At 34.2% G+C, this 20,310-nt stretch carries 21 protein-coding genes and 1 pseudogene; 13 read left to right on the forward strand and 9 right to left on the reverse strand.

All coding sequences use genetic code 11. The annotated features are described in order from the left end of the window. The 9 genes and pseudogenes from IW15_RS22775 to IW15_RS10240 form a co-directional block, all read left to right on the forward strand. Positions 1–262: hypothetical protein (locus tag IW15_RS22775; RefSeq protein WP_034711124.1), on the forward strand; the 262-nt coding region annotated here is incomplete at its 5' end. A gap of 373 nt (positions 263–635) precedes the next feature. Beyond that, positions 636–1,580: pseudogene (locus tag IW15_RS10205) on the forward strand (IS3 family transposase). Between the two features lies 1 nt (position 1,581). Next, a complete protein-coding gene (locus IW15_RS10210) occupies positions 1,582–2,349 on the forward strand; it encodes a hypothetical protein (RefSeq protein WP_131368541.1) in 768 nt (255 codons plus the stop codon). Next, the gene (locus IW15_RS10215) at positions 2,331–2,972 is read left to right on the forward strand and encodes a hypothetical protein (protein ID WP_034711128.1); all 642 of its coding nucleotides are present in this window, start codon (positions 2,331–2,333) and stop codon (positions 2,970–2,972) included. The genes IW15_RS10210 and IW15_RS10215 overlap by 19 nt, the downstream gene beginning before the upstream one ends. A 215-nt stretch (positions 2,973–3,187) precedes the next feature. Continuing rightward, positions 3,188–3,919, forward strand: a complete 732-nt coding sequence (locus IW15_RS23155) for a hypothetical protein (RefSeq protein ID WP_051881927.1) — start codon at positions 3,188–3,190, stop codon at positions 3,917–3,919. Further along, positions 3,916–4,350, forward strand: coding sequence for a hypothetical protein (locus tag IW15_RS10225; RefSeq protein WP_034711131.1), 435 nt, complete (start codon positions 3,916–3,918; stop codon positions 4,348–4,350). Before IW15_RS23155 ends, IW15_RS10225 begins: the two co-directional genes overlap by 4 nt. 4 nt (positions 4,351–4,354) lie before the next feature. Next, the gene (locus IW15_RS10230) at positions 4,355–4,561 is read left to right on the forward strand and encodes a hypothetical protein (protein WP_034711133.1); all 207 of its coding nucleotides are present in this window, start codon (positions 4,355–4,357) and stop codon (positions 4,559–4,561) included. 302 nt (positions 4,562–4,863) lie between these two features. After that, a complete protein-coding gene (locus IW15_RS10235) occupies positions 4,864–5,217 on the forward strand; it encodes a hypothetical protein (RefSeq protein ID WP_034711134.1) in 354 nt (117 codons plus the stop codon). After that, on the forward strand, positions 5,165–5,638 hold the full coding sequence (locus IW15_RS10240; RefSeq protein ID WP_034711135.1) for a hypothetical protein: 474 nt from the start codon (positions 5,165–5,167) through the stop codon (positions 5,636–5,638). Before IW15_RS10235 ends, IW15_RS10240 begins: the two co-directional genes overlap by 53 nt. A 266-nt stretch (positions 5,639–5,904) precedes the next feature. Here the strand turns inward: IW15_RS10240 and IW15_RS10245 are convergent, their stop codons facing one another. The 5 genes from IW15_RS10245 to IW15_RS10265 all read right to left on the reverse strand — a co-directional run bounded on the left by IW15_RS10245 (position 5,905) and on the right by IW15_RS10265 (position 10,488). After that, positions 5,905–7,083, reverse strand: a complete 1,179-nt coding sequence (locus tag IW15_RS10245; protein WP_034711137.1) for a M28 family peptidase — start codon at positions 7,081–7,083, stop codon at positions 5,905–5,907. A gap of 86 nt (positions 7,084–7,169) precedes the next feature. Continuing rightward, entirely contained in the window at positions 7,170–8,354 is a 1,185-nt protein-coding gene (locus IW15_RS10250) for a M28 family peptidase (RefSeq protein WP_034711138.1), read from the reverse strand. A gap of 103 nt (positions 8,355–8,457) precedes the next feature. Then, positions 8,458–8,802: a 50S ribosomal protein L20 gene (gene rplT, locus IW15_RS10255; protein ID WP_034711139.1), complete on the reverse strand. Its 345-nt coding sequence runs from the start codon at positions 8,800–8,802 to the stop codon at positions 8,458–8,460. 119 nt (positions 8,803–8,921) lie between these two features. Further along, positions 8,922–9,119: a 50S ribosomal protein L35 gene (gene rpmI / locus IW15_RS10260; RefSeq protein ID WP_034711140.1), complete on the reverse strand. Its 198-nt coding sequence runs from the start codon at positions 9,117–9,119 to the stop codon at positions 8,922–8,924. 547 nt (positions 9,120–9,666) lie between these two features. Continuing rightward, positions 9,667–10,488 carry an alpha/beta fold hydrolase gene (locus tag IW15_RS10265; protein ID WP_034711141.1) on the reverse strand — a complete coding sequence of 274 codons (822 nt, stop codon included), beginning with the start codon at positions 10,486–10,488 and terminating at the stop codon, positions 9,667–9,669. A 448-nt stretch (positions 10,489–10,936) separates the two neighbouring features. Between IW15_RS10265 and IW15_RS10270 the strand changes: the two genes are divergently transcribed. Together IW15_RS10270 and IW15_RS10275 are read left to right on the forward strand one after the other, a co-directional pair. Then, complete coding sequence (locus IW15_RS10270) at positions 10,937–13,144, forward strand: tetratricopeptide repeat-containing sensor histidine kinase (RefSeq protein ID WP_034711142.1); 2,208 nt, start codon at positions 10,937–10,939, stop codon at positions 13,142–13,144. 3 nt (positions 13,145–13,147) lie between these two features. Beyond that, the gene (locus tag IW15_RS10275) at positions 13,148–13,777 is read left to right on the forward strand and encodes a response regulator transcription factor (protein WP_034711144.1); all 630 of its coding nucleotides are present in this window, start codon (positions 13,148–13,150) and stop codon (positions 13,775–13,777) included. A gap of 85 nt (positions 13,778–13,862) precedes the next feature. On the opposite strand, the gene IW15_RS10280 is transcribed toward IW15_RS10275, so the two are convergent. Both IW15_RS10280 and IW15_RS10285 read right to left on the reverse strand, forming a co-directional pair. Next, a complete protein-coding gene (locus IW15_RS10280; RefSeq protein WP_034711145.1) occupies positions 13,863–14,429 on the reverse strand; it encodes a hypothetical protein in 567 nt (188 codons plus the stop codon). A 135-nt stretch (positions 14,430–14,564) separates the two neighbouring features. Beyond that, on the reverse strand, positions 14,565–15,644 hold the full coding sequence (locus IW15_RS10285; RefSeq protein ID WP_034711147.1) for a hypothetical protein: 1,080 nt from the start codon (positions 15,642–15,644) through the stop codon (positions 14,565–14,567). 164 nt (positions 15,645–15,808) lie between these two features. Here IW15_RS10285 and IW15_RS10290 point away from each other — a divergent pair, with 164 nt between their 5' ends. Then, positions 15,809–16,372 (forward strand): hypothetical protein, encoded by a 564-nt coding sequence (locus IW15_RS10290; protein ID WP_131368542.1) that lies wholly within the window; start codon positions 15,809–15,811, stop codon positions 16,370–16,372. Between the two features lie 106 nt (positions 16,373–16,478). On the opposite strand, the gene infC is transcribed toward IW15_RS10290, so the two are convergent. Continuing rightward, on the reverse strand, positions 16,479–17,039 hold the full coding sequence (gene infC / locus IW15_RS10295) for a translation initiation factor IF-3 (protein WP_084681414.1): 561 nt from the start codon (positions 17,037–17,039) through the stop codon (positions 16,479–16,481). 41 nt (positions 17,040–17,080) lie between these two features. Then, the gene (thrS, locus tag IW15_RS10300; RefSeq protein WP_034711151.1) at positions 17,081–19,000 is read right to left on the reverse strand and encodes a threonine--tRNA ligase; all 1,920 of its coding nucleotides are present in this window, start codon (positions 18,998–19,000) and stop codon (positions 17,081–17,083) included. A gap of 94 nt (positions 19,001–19,094) precedes the next feature. On the opposite strand from thrS, the gene IW15_RS10305 reads away from it, so the two are divergent. Further along, positions 19,095–20,288 carry a DUF4932 domain-containing protein gene (locus IW15_RS10305; RefSeq protein ID WP_034711152.1) on the forward strand — a complete coding sequence of 398 codons (1,194 nt, stop codon included), beginning with the start codon at positions 19,095–19,097 and terminating at the stop codon, positions 20,286–20,288. The last annotated feature ends 22 nt before the right edge of the window (positions 20,289–20,310 follow it).

Below are 20,310 nucleotides of genomic sequence, written 5' to 3' on the forward strand. Positions count from 1 at the left end.
GAATAATGGATATGAATTTAAATTTTATTTTCCAAAGTATAAAGATGAAAAAACCAGAGTGGAATTTAATTATATGACAAAAAATAATAATACTATTGAAGATAAAAGGATCGATTGTAAAACCGAAAATGGTTATTACATATGTTTTATTCCTGGGGAAAAAAAAGAAAAATCAATTGCAGGGGTTGCAACATTTTTTTCCGAAAGTGAAAATAAAAAAGAAACAACTTTTTCATCTGTAAGTATGTTTGTTAATAATTAAAGTTCCACCGCTCTGCGAAGTTTGTAACTTCGTAGCAGATAATAAAAAACCACCGCTTCGCAAAGTCTGTGACTTTGAGCTGATAACAATAAACCACTGCAATTGCGGTGGTTTTATTGTCTCCCAATGCTTGAAAATAAATCAATAAAAACACAATAATTGATAAATCTGCAACATAAAGGTATATACTCTATTATTCTATACTTACTAGATATAGATCTACATCTACATACTACTAATAGCTATCTGATTGATTACTAAAATGCTGTTTTTATTTTTTTCAATAAAAATTGCAGTCATTTTTAATAGAAAAGTTTGGATATCCTAATTTAGCGTCCAGTTAAAGTTAAGCATAAAACCTTAATTTTAACTTATGAAACGAGAGCGAAAAATCTACGATCCAGCTTTTAAAACCAAAGCCGTTCAATTAAGTAATGAGCGAACTAATATCTCGGAACTCGCACGAGAACTCGGAATTGCAGTCACATTACTCTATAAATGGCGTAAAGAGTACGAAGAATTTGGTGAAGGCAGCTTTCCTGGTAACGGAAATTTAAAGCATTGCTTTTGAAAGAAAATAAAAGAGCAAATAACTTCAATTTATTTTTTATCAAAACAACGCTATGGAAGCCCTAGGATTACCTTTGAATTAAATTCGTTGGAATATAGAATATCACAAATTACGGTAGCTAAATATATGAAAGAGCTGGGTTTGAGAAGTAAACTAAGTAAGAAATTTAAAGTAACAACCAATTCAAAGCACAATTATTTGGTGGTAGAAAACGTGTTGAACCGGAATTTCATTACAGAAAAACCTGCGCAAGTTTGGGTTTCTGACATCACATATATTCAAACCAGAGAAGGATTTTTGTACTTGACAACCGTTATGGATTTATACGATCGGAAAATAATTGGCTGGAGTTTAAGTGACACAATGAGTACCGAAGAAACAAGTCTTGCAGCTTGGAAAATGGCTGTCAAAAACAGGAAAATAGCTGATGGATTAATTTTCCATTCTGATCGAGGTGTACAATATGCAAGTAAGAAATTTGCGAATACCGTTGAATTTTATGGTGTTACAAGAAGTATGAGTCGCAAAGGAAATTGCTGGGATAATGCCGTGGCTGAGAGCTTTTTCAAATCACTAAAAACGGAACTCATTTATGGCAACAAGCTCATTACAAAAGAAAAAATGAAACTGGAAATCTTTGAATACATCGAAGTCTGGTACAATAAAAAAAGACGTCACAGCTCACTAAACTACAAGACAATAGAAGAGTTTAACAAGCAAAATAGAATCTATAAAAATGTAGCTTAACTTGTACTGGACTTTTTATTTGCATATCCAAAATTTTATTGATCCTGATGGTCGTGGGGCAGAAAGTACTCATACAGATAAATTTGGAAATGTAGTAAAGGTTATAGAAGACGGAGATTTAGGGGTCTATCGTCATAATAGTAATGCTAAAGAAACCCAACAGGAGCTTAATCAAAAATATTCAAAAGATAATACTTCGGGAGGTGGTGAGAAAATGGGAAGAACACTTGTTTGGAATTCATTTACTCAGTTTGATGGAGATAAAACACCAGCAGGTAAAATAAATTTTGGATCTTTCCAGGCAAGAGATTGGCTTAATAATTTTAGTAATGATGTTTCTAACGATACTGAAGCCAATGGAGGATTTGTGGCACGGATGAATTATGCATGGAATGGTGGCGGTGGTGATAAGTATGATTATAAGACTCAAAATGGCGGCGGGTTATACGCAGGTTCACAAATAGCAGACGGGGTATACGTTTCAGCAAGAGATGTCGGAAATTTTGCAGCAGGCAGAGCGGCTGCAATAACAGGACAAAATAAAATGGATTTCATGCTGAATGCAGGAGGTTTTAACATATCAGGTAATAGTAAAATGGGGCTTATATTTAACAATTCACACTGGAAAAGCAAAGCTCAGGAGCGAGGTTTTCCAGCTTACGGAGAACATTTTAACTCCAATTTATTTCAGCGTTTAGGTTATGAAAATGTAACGACAGCTGAAGGGATGATCAAAAAAAGTAAAATAATATGGGGGGACAAAAAATAAAAAGTATCTATCTGTTTTTACCATTATTGCTATCACTTATAGGATGTGGAAATTCCAATTTTGATAAATTGGAAGGCACCGGTTTTTCTTATCAAATAAGTGCAGGCAAAACAGATATAGTGCGTGTTAGATATACTACTGATGAAGGAGCACCTACAATTCAGCGTTTTGATACAAAAGGAAACCTTAAAGAAAAAGTTACTATTACTCCTTATAGTGGGTTAGGAATGACCGCAATGAAGAATGACACCATACAAATGACTTATATTATTGGACAGAGTGACCTTAATATGTTTTTACCTTGGTTCGAGAGAAACAAATATATTAATCCTAGTCGAATAGGCAATTATTCTATTCGCTATAACTACGAAATACAAAATGAATATAATATAGATCAAGATTCAGTACAGGTAGATTCATTGTATATTAATAAGCGCACACAAATTATGTCTTTGTTTTTAAAACAAAAATTAATTGCTAAAAAACCGATGTACTTATTTAGAGTTAAGTCTTCTGAAATAACACTTTATGATCCGGTAAGTAAATCGCATACACCGTATACATTTGCAGACAATAAGAATATTGTTGAGGAGTATTTTAAAAAAGTTCTTGCTTTGTATTAATCGTTAATATATATAAAAGTCATCAAATTGATGACTTTTATATACTTTAATTTAAAGAAACAACTTCTGAGATCATTGAGGAAAACTACTATTACCCGTTTGGATTAAAGTAAGAAAAGTATAACCAATTTTCAGGAAATCCAGCATATCAATACAAGTATAACGGTAAGGAATTGCAAGAGACTGGTTTTTAATCGTTTAAATGGAGAAACTATATGCCAGATGTAGGACGATTCTTTAATATAGATCCTCTTGCGGAAAAATATCAGTATAATTCTACTTATGCGTTTCAGGAAAATAAAATGGGTTTGGGTAAAGAATTAGAAGGAGCTGAATTATTGGAGGAAAGAGGTTTAATAACATCAACAGGTATGACAGAATATGATGTGTATACAAGGGAGCCACTACCTGATTATATGTCATATTTAAATTATAAAACTTCGACTCCTGATCCTGATTTAATGACTGCCGAAACGTATCCTACGAATTCGGCTGCAAAAGGAGCGGAAAATTCTTCTTCATTTAAAGGGGTAATAGGTGTTGTCGAATTATATAATGTTGTAAATAAGGGAATCGAAGGAGTGAAAGGGATGATTGCAACGGACAAAAATGTAAAAGCAGTTAATTATATGGGAAAATTAACAGATCAATTTAATATAATGAAAAGAGCCCAAGGTGTCGTAAATAAAGCAGATTTGAAACTTGATAATAAGAGGAAAACAGAAGTAAGCAATTATATATTCGATGGTTCTCTACCAAAAGATATTAATAAAAGAAATAATTCGATAGTTAATTTAGTTTCAAAATCTAATATTGTCAGTACTGCAAATTCAGTAATGCGGAAAAATGGAATAATTGTTCGTAATAGCCCTGAAGTGCAGAAAAGAAAAGAACTTGAACAGGAAAGGATGGATCGTCAAAAAAAACAACAAAACGGAGGACAATGAGAATAAAAATATTATTAGTATTGCTAGGGGTTATCTTAATATCCTGCAATACCAATTCTTCAGCTGAAAGAAAAATAAAAAAAACAGTTACGAGTTTTTTAGATGCTGTAGAAAGAGATAAACCAAATGAGTGTGTGAATTTAATTCATGATGGGAGTGGTTCATATGGAGGAATCCATATGGATGTATCTTTTCTCTATAAGCATTACAAAAAAATAAATTCAGAAGTAGATTTAAAAAAAAACATCAAAGTAAAGGATACTATTTATGTAGGTGCTAAAATGAAATATGTTCAGTATAGGATTAAGAATAGTAATCCAAATTATTTACAGAAACCATTAATTATTACTTTTATATTTTATGATCAGGTAGGATATGATAAAATTTTTAATTCAAGTTTTTTAGACAATAATATGCTAAATTGGGAATAAAAGGATGAGAATAAAAATATTACTATTAGGTGCTATCTTAATATCCTGTAATACCAAGATTTCAGCTGAAAGAAAAATAAAACAAACGGTAACTGAATTTTTAAGTGCTGTAGAAAAAGATGATGGGAGTAAGTACAAATCATTAATCTATAAAAGTGAAGAGTACCCTGGTGTAATATCTATGGAAAAGCATTTTTTACAAAAAAATTAATGCTATAGTTAATTTAAAGGAAAATATAAAGATAAAAGATACTATTTATAATACAGCAAAACGGAAATATGTCCAATATTATATTAAGAATAGTAATCCAAATTATCTCCAGAAACCATTAATCATTACTTTTATATTTTATGACCAAGCAGGATATGATAAAATATATAATCCTGGCATTTTAAAAAATATGTTAGATTGGGAATAAATTCCCTGCTCCTGCACGATTGTATCGTGTGGTGAAGTAATAATAACAAAACCACCGCTCAATAGCGGTGGTTTTGTATGTTCCAATTATTGATATGATTTTATTTGCTACACCGCTTTATTTTGAATTAAAAGCAAAGAAGTTTACCGAGTTACTTCTACACTTCGAGGTTTTAATATTTAATATAAGTGGCTCAACATATATGAAAATGGCAGGAGCTTATCAAAAAGGATTATTGAGCTCGCCACATGCAATTCTTAATTATAATCTTATTGGTAGTGTATTATTCTTTGGTAATAGTTACGGTCCAGCACCATATTATGGCGAAGAGCCATATTCTGGACGGAGAATTTTGGAAGGTATAAAAGCTGGTGAAAAAGAAAACAATAAATATTATGAAAAATTATCTTTATATAACATCATTATTTTTAAGTATAATATCTTGTAGTAATGATTTAGGAAGTCAGCAATTAAATCAAAGTGAAATAGTTTCCAGCAAAGGAGAAAGAATATATATATCGACAATTAACTTAGGTGTTACTGGTGATAAACAATTTACAATAGTGACAAATAAAAAGATAATATATGTAAAAGATTTTGATAAAACGAATAGTTTAAAAGGTCTAGATCCTTTTATATATAGTTTTTCTAATGATACATTGAATTTCTATTTTAGAAATTCTGTTAGATATAAAATTCCATTTAACACTGAATCAATAAAAGTTGATTATTTTGAATTGAATAATGCTGATTATATAGAATTGTATAAAAAAACTTTTGAAAATAAGCTGTATCATTCAGTACCTAATCATAATAATTCAGATGGCTATCCTAATATGCCAAAGCCTCCTAAAGAAAATTCCAAATAGACAAAAACCACTGCAATCCGCAGTGGTTTTTAGTACGATCGAAATACAAATTTCTGTTGTAACTGATCATTTGATAGAATAAAAAGAGTTGATTTTGCTTGTCATTCTACTAAACTGCTTTGTAATAGATTAACACTGATTATTGTTACGATAGAATTCCATTTTATTAATTTGGTGTAAATCAATCGCATCATGAATAAACCAACAGCAATAACCACAGCTCAAAAGCTATGGTTATTTTATGAAATTAACATTACATATTTCATTTACCTGTCAATCAAAATCTTTCTGGCTACCGTTTGGTTATTTGCTTTTAAAACACCAATGTAAGCTCCGTTTGGGAGACCTGAAATGTCAATTTTTGTGATGTCAGCCGTTCTTAATAGGGTATTTCCAAAGAGGTTGGTAATTTCAAAGCTGAACTTTTTTATGGCCGGATCCGGTAGCTCAATATTGAGAAAATCTTTTGCTGGATTAGGATAGATATGTACTGTTTCAAGAGAATTTTCTGAAAGAGCTTCTCTATTTGCCGACGTGCTTGTAGAGGCAACTGCAAAATGCTGTAAGGCTCCTACAGAGGCTTTCCCTATTTTAAAAATATAGACAGGATCTGTATTGGCAAAAGTATCGCTGGTGGAGTGGGGATAGGGGCTTCTTATTTTTTCAAAGAAACCTGTAATCACTTCTCCTTTCTGTTCAAAAGGGATATAATCGGTACTTTCTGCAGGGTCTACTGCTGTTTGTAGCGGGGAATACAGGGCTGTACAGTTTCTCAGCTGTTGTGTTACGGCAGCAGATGCTGCGTTATTACTTGATAGTCCGCCCTGATCTTCATCACAGAAAACCGTATTGTTATTATTTCCCATAACACCACCTACCTGATCCAGATTAAAAACCAGTTTAATATCCAGCACGCGGGTTGTTCCCTGATACGCAATATTATTGGCATAATGACGGCTTCCCCTTAAACCTTGCTCTTCACCGGAAAAGTGGATGAATTTTATAGAATACTCCGTAGGAACATTTCTTAAAATTCTTGCTGCTTCCAGAATAATAGAAGTTCCGCTTCCGTTGTCGTTTACTCCCGGGCCATTAAGACTGTCGAAATGTCCGCAGATGATCACATATTTGTTGGGATAAACTGTTCCGGTTTTAGTGATCACCAGATTTTTGGAACTTGTACTTCCGAAAGTAAAAGGATCTTCTACAATCTGGCTTGCTGTATATCCATAAGAAAGATACTTGTTTTTAAGCCAGTTTAAAGCATTCGCATTATTCGTGGAACCTGTTGTTTTGATCCCCAGATTGGAGAACTCCTGAAGGTTGGTCGTAATATTGGTTTGAGTAACCATATTAGCCCTGTTTTGATACGCCTGAATAAAAGATTGGGCGGCGATGCTTTGCATCCCTAATGATGAAAGCATGAATAAAGTGATTTTTTTCATGGTATTTATTTTGTAATGGTGATCGTAAATATAATAATAAATCCCAAGTTGTTGACTTGGGATGAGTAATAATTATGTTAGTTCGGTTATTTTTCGATAATAATCTTTCTAGTGATGCTGTTCTTATCCGTTTTTATGGTCACAAGATACGTTCCGTTGACAAATTTTGAAGCGTTTATTTTTTTCTGATTTTCAACATTCACGATTGAGCGTCCAGACATATCATTGATTTCAACGGCAAAATGCTTGATCTCTTTTGGCAGATCAATCGTAAGCATATCTTTCGCAGGATTAGGATAAACCTTTACAGATTCTAATGGATGGGAAGTAACATCATTCACCGCTAATAAAGTAGTTGAAGCCACTGCAAAATGCTGTAATGCTCCAACCGCCGCTTTTCCCACATTGTATACATAAGTAGGATCTACATTGGCGAAAGTATCATTTACAGTATGTTCATTGTTACTTCTGGTATATTCATAAAATCCGGTGATAATATCTCCGTTTTGCTCAAAAGGAATATAGTCTGATGCATAGGCATTCGAAATAAAAGTTTGCAGCGGAGAATATAGGGTAGTACAGGTTGCCAGCTGCTGCGTAATGGTATTGGATGCTGCATTGTTTCCAGTCTGTCCCGAAATATCTCTTTCACAGGTAATGGTATTGTTTACATTTCCTATTTTGCCGCCTACCTGGTCAATATTAAATACAAGTTTTATGTTCAGTGCCCGCACTCCATTTTGAAAAGCCACATTATCCGCATAATGATAGCTGCCAAGAAGACCCTGCTCTTCACCGGAAAAATGGATGAACTTAATAGAATATTCTGTAGGAATATCTTTCAAAATTCTGGCTGCCTCCAGCAAAATAGAAGTTCCGCTTCCGTTATCACTTACTCCGGGGCCTACAATGGTGTCATAATGCCCGCAGATAATAACATATTGGTCCGGATAAACCGTTCCTGTTTTCGTAATGATTAAGTTTTTAGAATTAACCGTATTTCCCTGGCTCGTATAACTGAAAGGATCTTCCGTAATCTGGCTTGCTGAATATCCATAAGATTGATATTTCGCTTTAAGCCAGTTCAGAGCATCGGTATTAGCAGGAGAACCGGTAGTTTTCACACCAAGATCACTAAACCCCTGAAGATTGGCTGTAATATTGGCTTGAGTAACCTGGTCCGCCCTGTTTTTATAGGCCTGGATAAAAGTTTGTGCCTGAAGGCTGTAAGTTGATAATGAAAATAGAAGAAAAGCAGTTAATTTTTTCACTTTTTTAATAAAGTTTTATAGAGTCAATAATTCAGCAAATGTAGATAATAAAAAAATCCCGAGCAAAAAACCCGGGATTATATTGATAACAAAAAATTGTACATTATTTTACTTGATCTACAACAGCTCTGAAAGCTTCAGGGTGATTCATTGCTAAATCTGCTAAAACTTTTCTGTTAAGTTCGATGTTGTTCTTTTTAAGAGCTCCCATAAACTGAGAGTAAGACATTCCATGCTCTCTAGCTCCTGCGTTGATACGCATGATCCAAAGTGATCTGAAGTTTCTCTTTTTCTCTTTTCTACCACGGTAAGCATATTGCATTGCTTTTTCCACGGCATTTTTAGCTACAGTCCAAACGTTCTTTCTTCTACCGAAAAAACCTTTAGCTTGCTTAATAATTTTTTTTCTGCGAGCTCTTGAAGCTACGGCATTTACTGATCTAGGCATAATTTAAATTGTTTTTTTGAAAAGGGCGGTAAACTGTTTCATTACACTTATCTGCACCGTTTCAGGGTTAAAATTGTTGAATTTTTAATTCTTATAAACCGAATAATGGATTATAAAAACTACTTAATTGCTAATTGACGTTTAACGCTTTTTTCGTCCACTTTTGCAACATAAGAAGTTTGCGTAAGATTTCTCTTTTGCTTAGTTTCTTTCTTTGTCAAAATGTGGCTTTTGAAAGCATTTTTTCTTTTAATCTTACCGGTTCCGGTAAGTTTAAAACGCTTTTTAGCACCTGATTTCGTTTTTAATTTTGGCATTGTTTTGCTTTTTTATGTTTTTGTTATCAATATCTGTTTGGTTTCCTAGAAGTTTAGGAATAATAGGGTGCAAAGATACAAAAAAAACATTAATCTTTTCCCTGCAACACAAGACTTTCTGAGAACTGATCATTTTTGAAAAAAATAGAGTTATGTTATGGTCTATTTTGAACGATCTTATTTGAATCTGTTTTCAAAAAAATAGTTAATTGAAATAATAAAAATACATTGTTGTATTTCCGTTCAATAAAGTGATAGTAGGGTAGAATCAGATATTTTACATTTCAGAAAATTTTCAAATAGTTGCTTTTTATCCTTGCAGATCAAGCCGATTGAGCAGATTATTCAGTTCTAAATTTAAAGAGTATAGCAATTAATTCTCCGAAGCGATATAGTAAGCGTATACGTATTTCTCTTATCATTCTATGTTATAAAGATCTGCGTAATTCGTTTAATCTGTGAGAACATCAATGGCAAAGCAAGATACCCTGAAATAAAAAAGCAGCAGGCAAAATGCGCGCTGCTTTATATGAGTATATAGAGTTAATTATGATTTGAAGAACTCCAACAGATCTTTATTAATCGTTGCAGCTTCTGTAGTCGGCATCCCGTGAGGAAATCCCGGATACGTAATTAATTTTCCGTTTTTAACAAGTTTAGCAGCCACTACACCAGTAATTTCATACGGAACAATCTGATCATCTTCACCATGCAGCACCAATACAGGAACGTCTACACTTTTAAGATCTTCTGTGAAATCGGTTTCAGAAAAAGCCTTTATACAGTCGTAATGAGCCTTGATTGATCCCATCATTCCCTGCCTCCACCAGTTTCTTCTAATCCCTTCGGATTCTTTGGCACCTTCTCTGTTATATCCGTAAAAAGCTAAAGAAAAATCTACAAAATATTGCTGTCTGTTGTTCGCTGTATTCTCACGGATTTCATCAAAAATAGACATAGGAACACCATTCGGGTTATTTTCTGTTTTAACCATTATTGGGGTAACAGCACTGATCAAAACGGCTTTAGCAGCTCTACCTTTGCTGTATTGTGCCACATAACGAATAACTTCACCACCGCCTGTAGAATGTCCTACATGGATAACATCTTTTAAATCCAGTGCTGTAACGATTTCTGCAACATCTGATGCATACGTATCCATATTATGTCCGTCAGCAGTTTGTGTAGATCTTCCATGACCCCTTCTGTCGTGAGCAATGACCCTGTAACCCTGCTCTAAGAAGAATAACATCTGAGCATCCCAATCGTCGCTGGATAATGGCCATCCGTGATGAAAGAATACGGGTTGTCCTTTTCCCCAATCTTTGTAATAAATCTCTGTTCCGTCTTGTAATGTAAGTGTACTCATTGTTTGTTTTTTATGATTAATAAATTAATAGTGTATTTTATTTTTGTATTCACAAATGTAGATGTAAAATATTCACAATACATTGATCTAAGATAATATATTGATTACAAAATAAAGGCAACGGATTGCATTATTAACACTAATGTAATGAAAGAGTTGAAGAATCTGCTATCTTATATAATTAGAATATAGCTGATAACAGGGATTGTTTTATTCTTCGTTTATTTATAATATTGACTAGTATAATGAATAAAATTTCTTTATTATTTACAAACAGGAATGTTTCAAACTTCCGGATTGCGTATTTTAAGATCCGGCATCTAAGAAATGAAAAGAAATTGCAGAAATGGAAATCTTTCACTGAACAGCATAGCTCCGAAATAGATTAGCAGGTATTTCCTATATTTACGTTTTTACTATAATACAATTTAATAGAGTTAAGGGTTTGATGCACAGGTTTTTATTTATATTTGCTTTACTTGTTTTTCCTTTTTTTGCTCAGGCACAAGATGTTGTAAGCAAATTAGAGAAGGAATATAACAATGCTTCAAACAAAACAATAGAGCAATTAGACCTGGCTCCAAAATACGCTAAAGCATTATTTTTACATAATTTAAAATCAAAATCCTACCAGATTTTAGAAACCAGCATTCCCATTGCAGCAAGACAAACTGATGGGAAATATGCCACCATTTTGTATGCTGTTCAGGCTATGAATTATCGTCTTGATAATAAAGACGCTCTATCTTTAAAGAGTCTGGACATGGCAAAAATGTATAGTTTAAAAACAAACAGTAACGAAGCTAAAGGTTACTTTCAGTATGCAAAGGGTTGGCTTCTGATACGTAATAATAAAACGACTGATGCTGTTGCCGCCTATCTCAAAGCTATTGACTATTATGAAAATTCACCAACAACTTCCACACTGTACGGACGATACGCTACCGTAGTCAAAGAGCTGTCTACTATTTACTCTAACCTCAATGAATACCAGCTGGAAGAAAAATACAGTAAGCAGTTTCTCTTGCTGGCATCCAGACAAAATGACCCTAACCTTATCTTTGATGCATATATGCGAATGGGCTACGTATATGAACAAAAATATGGTCAGAATCCATCGGATATAGAGTTGAGAAATAAAGCAGAGCAGTATTATTTGCAGTCTATTAAGACTTTCAACAAAAATAAAGATGCAATGCTCAATAAGACTAATCTTTCTTATGCAGTCATCAATTTAGCCAATTTGTATACTGGTTTTGATAAAGATAAGGCGATGCAGTATGCCCGCCTAGCCAACAGCGTGAGCCTTGAAAACGGTGATGCCATTCATATCGCTTCATCATTTGGGATTTTGGCGGAGTTGGCAATGCAGGATAAAGACTATGATTTAGCAAAGTCTTACTTTCTGAAAGCCTCGATGGAAATTGGAAAAAGCCCGGTTAGAGATTATAATATAGAATTATCTATTCTTGAATCTCTATCCCAAATTAGCGAACAGCAAGGCAATTACAAAGAAGCGCTGACGTACTATAAAAGTTATGTAGATAAATATAAAAGTGTTTATGACCAGGAAAAACTGGATATTACTAAAAGATTGGAATCACAGTTTGATAAAGAACGACAGGAGCAAAAGTACATAAAGCTGCAGCTGGAAAGTGATAAAAAGGCACAGCAAATTAAGTTGATCAACATCCTTCGGGCACAGCGTGAGCAGGTTTACAACAACTTAAGACTGGTGGAGGAAAATCAACGGGAACGACTTAAGTTTTCAGAACTTGAATCAGAGAAAAAAGAGCAGCAACTTCGGTTGGCAAAATTAGAAACCAAACAAAAGAACAACGACATCAGCAACTATAAAAAGCTGTTGACATTCAAGGAAAAGATCAATACTTACTACATTGTTTTTATTTTTATTTTCATTGTTTTGATCATTTTATTGCTGTATGCCTATAAGCAACGGGCAAAGTCTATGAAGCAAAGGGACGAACTGCATGCCTTAGCTATGGAAAAAGAAAAACAAAACTCTAAAATATCCACACTTACTGCATTATTGGAAGGTCAGGAGCAGGAGCGTGGCCGCTTAGCAAGGGATCTTCATGATGGGTTGGGTGGGCTGCTTTCAGGAACTAAACTTCAGCTGTCTTATTTAGACCCTTATCAATCCGAAAAAATGGAAGAAGGAATTTCAAAATCGATTAAGCAGATTGATGGCGCTGTAGAAGAGCTGAGACGTGTAGCGCATAATTTAATGCCCGATTTATTAATGAAATACGGCTTGGAAGCAGCGATTCAGGAATTTGCTTCCCGTATGTCGAACAACGCGCTAGACATTCATACCGAATTTATCAATTACACTAATTCCATATCAGAAGAAAAGCAACTGATCCTATACAGAATCATTCAGGAATTGGTCAACAACGCGATAAAACATGCCCATACTTCCGAAATTATTATTCAGATAAGTGAAGAAGAAAATGTAGTACATCTAACGGTAGAAGATAATGGTAAAGGTTTTGACCATACAAAGCTAGATGTAAGAAAAACAGCAGGTTTTCACAATATAGAATCAAGAGTCCAATTTTTAAAAGGAACGATGAACATCACCTCCGAATTGAATATTGGGACCAGTATAGAACTTCAAATTCCCATTCATTAACACATGATAAAAGTAGCCATAACAGACGATCATCCACTTCTATTAGAAGGACTGAAAAACATTTTAGGAAATAGCGATACAATAGATGTAGTAGATTGTTTTAAAAACGTTTCAGAAATGAATGCAGGTCTTGCAAAACAAGCTGTCGATATTTTGTTGTTAGACATTAATTTGGTGGATACTAACAGCATTGAACTCATAAAACCATTAAAGAAAAAGTATGAGAATCTTCAGATTATTATGCTTAGTGTTCATAACGAACTGCCTGTGATTAATAGTACTTTGTCTGAAGGTGCTTTGGGGTACATTCAAAAAAATGCTTCAGTTTCCGAAATTTTAGAAGGGATTGCCACCGTATATGCCGGTAACCAATTTTTATGCTCGCAAACCAAGTCTGTTTTAGAGAAAAAATCAGCGGATGGATTACATCAGGTTCCGAAGCTGACGAGAAGAGAAAAGGAAATTTTAGCCGAAGCGGCAAAAGGACTTACAACCAATCAAATGGCAGAAAAGCTTTTTATCAGCCCGCACACCGTAGAAAGCCACCGAAAAAATCTTATTGAAAAATTTCAAACCTCTAATCTCAGTTCAGCCATTAAACTGGCCATAGAATACGGTTTGATTATCGAATAAAAGATTTCATCCCATACAAAAAGTCCTGCTTTTATGATGTAAGCAGGACTTTTTTATATAAATCAAATAATTGGGTGTGTTATAATTAATCTTTGAATCTCAACACGGCCTGGAACAGATTTTTCTTTGCTGTTAAATCATATTCATCGTTATATACAGGCTCATACATTAATACATAAGCATTTCCTTCAAAATCGTTTAAATTGATGGGCTGATCCAAAATAATATCATAAAACCTTGTAATAGTACGCGTAGCAGTCCATTGTTTTAAGTTGCCTTTAGGATTTTTATCAAATCTATGATCTTTTGCATCGGTGTAGTACCAATACGATGGTGCCTGATCCGTCAAAAACAGTTCTTTACCCTTATTGTACAATTCCTCCGCCATACCCGTATTCTGAAACCACGGAACCTCGTGATTGTAAAGACCTGCAGCCGACGTATACACATCCTTATTCGTAGTGGCTCCAACTAAAAAGCCTTCCAGATTGACAGCGGTAATTTCAAATAGAAAAGTTGATTTTTTCAGTTCATAAACATCGTTTACAGGCTCAATTACTTTTCCGTCTTGTTTAATAACTACTTTTAATGATTGTGCAAAAGCGAGGCAATTTAATAAACAAAAAAGGAGGGTTAAACTTATTTTTTTCATGATATATCTTTAAATAATTACAGCAAATATATTAGACTTTACTTCGACAAACACTGGCTGGTTTCAGGGGTTTTTATCTTATTCTAAGCTTGCATCAATAACAATAGTGCTTTTATTTTCCTTAATTAACCTGGGTTAATTAAAAAGATCAGCCTTCAGCTTGATTTTTATGAAAGATGACTTTTGTTTTTTACCAATTGATGGAGCTGAAGTTGTAGGATAAACTACAGCATAAAAAGTTTCATTGTCTGCCCAAAAAGCTTTTGTTCCGTCAGCTACTTTGAAGTTAGTAAAGTTTACATACAGAAGATCTTCCTGAGTATGGCTTTGTTCCAGATATTGGCTGACTGTAAAATCACTTCCTGTGTCATTGTTGGAAACGATATAAGAAATTCTGTTTTTCCTGGGAAGAATTTGAGGATAGCCGCCTGTAAATAGTTGGAAATTAGCTGACGGCTTTACATTATAAAAAGAATAGTATACATCTGGAGTTTCTACTGAGTTTTCTTTGAAAACTTCTAAATTAAGGTAAGGAGATTGGCCGATATATTCATTGGATAGCACGCCATCTTCCGTAACAAGATTCTCATGTTGAATAATCACAGTTTCTTTTCCGTTGTCAGCGTATACCCAGTTATTACCTTTCAGTTGTATATGTGGATTTTTTACTAAAACTTCATTGATTCGGGTTTTAGAAGCTGTTGTAAATTCCTGCTCCGAAACTTCAACAATTGAACCGTATGTATTGAAAGACTTATTATTAAAATCGTTGGCCTTTTTAAAAGTACTGCTTCTGATTTCATAAAGATTCACACCTTTTAAAGTTAAATCAAATGCCGCTGTGAATTCCGATTTTAAAACAAAAGCTTCAATGCTGTTTGAAATGTTATTATTAATGCTGTAATGAATAGAGTAGAAGTCATCAAACTCTTCAAAGCCATAATAATTATCCAGTCTATGATAAGCGATTTTCAGATGAGCAGCATTTTTACTTGGACTTACGAAAAACTGCACAGAATCCAGCTTGGTAAATAATTGAAAGGGAACATCCTGAACATTATCTACCCCTTTTATCTTTTTGAAATCGCCAAATGTTATTCTTTTCTGTGTAACTTCAATTTCCGGTTTGTTGATTTCTGATGTTGTACTTTGTTGATTACATCCCACCAAAACAACGGCCATAGATGAGATAAAGAACTGATATGGAATTTTCATTTTCTATATTTTATTTTTCAGCCAAAGGTATCAGTATCCAAAGCTGCGGCCAAGAAAACAGCTTAATATGGAGGATAAATGGCTGAAATCAGGGATATATTGAGAGATATATTTTAGACAATTTTACAAAAGATAAATTAAGTAGTGCAAATTATTTTATATAGATGAAAAATATAATAATCAACTTTTCAGTGATGATAGCTTTGCTGGCTTCCTGTTCACCTGCTACAGAGAAAAAAGTGGACAAAAAAGCAGATTCTACAGAGGTAAAAGTAAATGCAATTCCTGCACCTAGCCCGGAAAACAATACGGTATTAAAATCATATATCCCGGTGGATCTTTCAACTTTAGTTCCTATTGATGTATTGAATACCAAAAGTACAGATGTGTATGAAAAATATGGTATAGAGTTCTCTGGTAACTGCTATTCGTGCGATTTAGCAAGCTTATCCATCACAAAGGATACAATGATATGGACTAATGTCTGCGATGAAAATGATACGTTTAAAATTGATGATTTCTCATACTCTACCGAAGGAAGCAAAACTATAGTAAAAACATCAGAAAGAACTTATATTATAACCCAAATAGATAAAGCACCCATTTATGAGCTGGTTGTAGAAGGGAAAAAGCTTGAATTAAATAATAAAAGAGTATCCAGATATTTTACCACCAAAAAAGCTCTATCTCTTTTCAAAGAGCACGACTGCGGCGATTTTGAAGGATAACTCAACTATCTATATCTTATATAGTTTACCCTGAAAAATTTAAAATAAAAAACCCTCAAAGTAATTTGAGGGTTTATATTTTAAAGTGCAGATATAATCTACTCCATTATTTTGCTGGTTTTTTAGGACTCATCATCATAATCATTCTTTTTCCTTCAAGTTTAGGAAGTTGGTCTACCTTTCCAACGTGCTCTAATTCCTGAGCCAGTTTTAGAAGTAGGATTTCTCCCTGATCTTTAAAGATAATTGAACGTCCTTTAAAAAATACGTAGGTTTTTAATTTTGAACCTTCTTCAAGAAATTTTTCAGCATGCTTTTTCTTAAAATCGTAATCGTGATCATCAGTCTGAGGTCCGAAACGGATCTCCTTTACTACCACTTTTACCTGCTTAGCTTTAAGTTCTTTCTGTTTTTTCTTTTGCTCATATAAGAACTTTTTATATTCTAATATTCTTGCAATAAACGGTTCTGCCTTATCGGAAATTACTACAAGATCCAATTCCTGCTCTGCAGCAAACTGCCTTGCTTTATCAATTGGATAAATTCCCGGCTCTACGTTATCGCCCACCAAACGAAGCTCTCTCACACGAATTTTATCGTTGATTAAGTGTAAGTCCTCTTGTACAGGACGTCTTTGTGGGCCCCTGTTGTTAAATCTTTGTGCTATTGTATTAAATTTTATTGGTTAACTTTCTATTTGAGCAATACTTATATTGCTGCTTCTTTTTTAAAATAACTGACGAAATCCTCCATCTTCATCACTCCAAGATCACCCTCTCCACGTCTACGGATAGAAATGGTGCCGTCTCTTTCTTCATTTTCTCCTATAACAAGCATGAATGGGATCTTTTTCAATTCCGCATCACGGATTTTTTTCCCGGTCTTCTCATTTCTGTCGTCAATCTGACCGCTAATATCGTGATTTTCTAAAAATTGTGAAACTTTTTTCGCATAATCTACATATTTTTCACTGATTGGTAAAATAATGAACTGATCAGGGCTCAACCACAACGGGAAATCTCCCGCAGTATTCTCAAGCAAAATAGCGATAAAACGCTCCATAGAACCGAATGGTGCTCTGTGGATCATCACCGGTCTGTGTTTCTCATTATCATTTCCGATATAGTGAAGGTCAAATCTTTCCGGTAAGTTATAATCCACCTGGATGGTTCCTAACTGCCATTTTCTTCCCAATGCATCTTTCACCATGAAGTCTAGTTTAGGACCATAAAAAGCAGCTTCACCGTATTCGATCACTGTTTTTAATCCTTTTTTCTCAGCCGCATTGATGATTGCATTTTCTGCTTTCTCCCAGTTCTCATCAGAACCGATATATTTCTCTTTGTTTTCAGGATCTCTTAAAGAAACCTGAGTCACAAAATCTTCAAATCCTAAAGATTTAAACACGTACAATGTTAAATCAATTACCTTTTCAAATTCTTCCGAAAGCTGATCAGGAGTACAGAAAAGGTGAGCATCGTCCTGAGTAAATCCACGAACTCTTGTTAAGCCGTGAAGCTCTCCACTTTGTTCATATCGGTACACCGTTCCGAATTCTGCATATCTTTTCGGTAAATCCCTGTAGCTCCATTGTGAAGTTTTGTAGATTTCACAGTGGTGAGGACAGTTCATTGGTTTCAGCAAGAATTCTTCTCCTTCATTCGGAGTTTTGATCGGCTGGAAGCTGTCTGCTCCATATTTATCCCAGTGTCCGGAAGTTACGTATAATTCTTTAGACCCGATATGTGGGGACATTACAAATTCATACCCGCCTTTTTTCTGAGCATCACTAAGGAAGTTTTCCAGTTTTCTTCTCAAAGCAGTTCCTTTTGGCAACCATAATGGAAGTCCGGCACCTACTTTTTCAGAGAAAGCGAAAATTCCCAGTTCTTTACCTAATTTTCTGTGGTCTCTTCTTTTTGCTTCTTCTAATCTTTCAAGATATTCAGTAAGATCTTTCTGTTTTGGGAAAGAAATACCATATACTCTTGTTAATTGAGGATTTTTCTCATTTCCTCTCCAGTAAGCTCCCGCTGCATTTAATATTTTCATCGCTTTCACGATTCCTGTAGTAGGAATGTGTCCCCCACGACATAAATCCGTGAAGTTATCATGAGTTACAAAAGTGATTTCTCCATCATTAAGATTAGAAATCAGTTCCACTTTGTAAGGATTGTCAGCATATGTTTTTAAAGCCTCTTCTTTAGAAACCGGATATAATGAAAACGTTGAATTTTTCTTAGCATTTTCCAATACTTTCTTTTCAATCTTTTCAAAATCCTTTTCCGATAAACTTTCGTCTCCGAAATCTACATCATAATAAAACCCGCTTTCAATCGCAGGACCTATGGTCAGCTTAGCATCAGGATAAAATTCTAAGATCGCCTGCGCCAAAAGGTGGGCAGAAGAATGCCAGAAAGCTTTCTTTCCAAGATCGTCATTCCATGTCAAAAGCTGTACCGTAGAATCCGTGGTTATAGGTGTGGTGGTTTCTACTTGTGTACCGTTTACAACTGCAGAGATGGTATTTCTAGCCAATCCCTCGCTTATAGATTTTGCCACATCTAAAGGAGTAACTGCTCCTTCAAATTCTTTGACGCTATTGTCTGGAAGTGTAATTTTTATCATTGTTTACTAAGAAATTTTAAGTTGCAAAAATACGCATTTTTTATTTAAAATAGTATATTAACGTATATTTGAAGTAAAGAATTAATACAAAATCATGAAAAGTATCTTTGCATTTTTTGCACTCCTGTTTTTTACCCTTGCTTTTTCCCAAAAAAAGACCTCCAAATTTTCGGTTTCTTATCATAAAAATATAGAGACCTACTTCCTTGCTGAAATTCTTTCGGCAGAGCATAGAACATCAAATAAAGACTTTGAACTTTTTAAAATTAAGGAGTGTTCCGCCTATCAACCTATTGTTAAACAGGCACTGAGCAAGTACGGACATTTGAAAAATTCTAAAATCGCTCTGTTAACCGCTAAAATTAATGATACGTTATTACAGAAATACGGCATTGGAAATGATGCGATGATGAAGCCGCTTTTGTATCATAAAGAATTTCCCTTGAAAGGTTGGAACCAGGAATATGCTTTTGAGAGCAATGTACTGACCCAATCCCAAAATAAAGAAGTCACTTTTCTTATCAAAAATTACATTGCTGAGCTTGAACGTTTCTTTGATCAGGAAAAAGTAGGAGACTTCTTTAAAGAAAACAGTGATTTTTATAAAGGTGGAATGGCAGAATATGAAAGGCAGATCCCCGCTGATTTTACCTTTGCAATGGAAAAGTTTTATGGAGAAAGTTTCAATAAATATGTAGTACTTATTTCCCCTATGATGATGTGCCCTATTGATGATAATGAAGGTCGTGGAATAGGAACTGATGTGGAAAACAAATCAGGAAATAAAAGCATTTATGAAATTGCAAGTCCGTTTATGAGGGTACAAAAGCCGGGACAATTCGGCTATGATAATCAGTTTCAGGCACGATTTTTAACTATTCATGAATTTGGACACTCATTTGTCAATAAAGAAGTGTATAAGTATAAAGATCAGCTGGGAAAATTTAAAGATCTGTTTGAAAAATCAAATTTAAAAGAGGTGATGACCAAAAAAAGCGGTATCGCTGATTATCAGACCTGTGTGGTGGAACATTTGGTGAGACTGGGAGAAATTCAGACGGCAAAAATTCAGCATGATGATGAACGGGCCCGTAAACTGGAAGACTATCATCTTAAGAATTACTTTATCTTTTTGCCTCAATTAGAAGAAAAAATAAAAGAATATAACATTCATAGAGCTCAATATAAAACATTCGGAGATTTTGTTCCGGAGCTGATCAAAGTCTTTGAAAACAGCAATATAACGTTCATCAATACAGAACTTGACAGCATCCAAAAGACAAAATAATTAAAATTAAAAAATATACAGT

The organism is Chryseobacterium soli (assembly GCF_000737705.1).
In the GTDB taxonomy this organism is placed as follows: Bacteria; Bacteroidota; Bacteroidia; order Flavobacteriales; family Weeksellaceae; genus Chryseobacterium; species Chryseobacterium soli.